Annotated in this window: 1 protein-coding gene; it reads left to right on the forward strand. The window is 62.3% G+C overall.

The window, feature by feature from the left end:
* The coding region (locus AACW87_RS15925; protein ID WP_241326820.1) for a VCBS domain-containing protein at positions 1 to 318 on the forward strand (318 nt) is incomplete at both ends.

The following is a 318-nucleotide window of genomic DNA, read 5'->3' on the forward strand; positions in this document are numbered from 1 at the left end:
CCACGGCACCTTCTCCATCGATACCAATGGCAATTGGAGCTATCAGCTCAACAACAATGACCCCGCCGTGCAGGCCCTCAAAGAGGGTGAGTCCCTGCCGAGCGAGACCTTCGTGGTCCACAGTGCTGACGGCTCCGCCCAGCACACCGTCACCGTCGCCATCACCGGTACCAATGACATCGCCACCATCGGCGTCGCCACCCCGGGCGCAGACCAGGGTGCCGTCAAAGAAGATGTGACCCTCACCACCGGCGGCAAGCTGGTCGCTACCGATATCGACAACGGCGAAGCCGTGTTCCAGCCCCAGACTCAGGTGAA

It is taken from the genome of Aeromonas sp. MR7 (assembly GCF_963899385.1).
GTDB classification, from domain to species: domain Bacteria; phylum Pseudomonadota; class Gammaproteobacteria; order Enterobacterales; family Aeromonadaceae; genus Aeromonas; species Aeromonas bestiarum.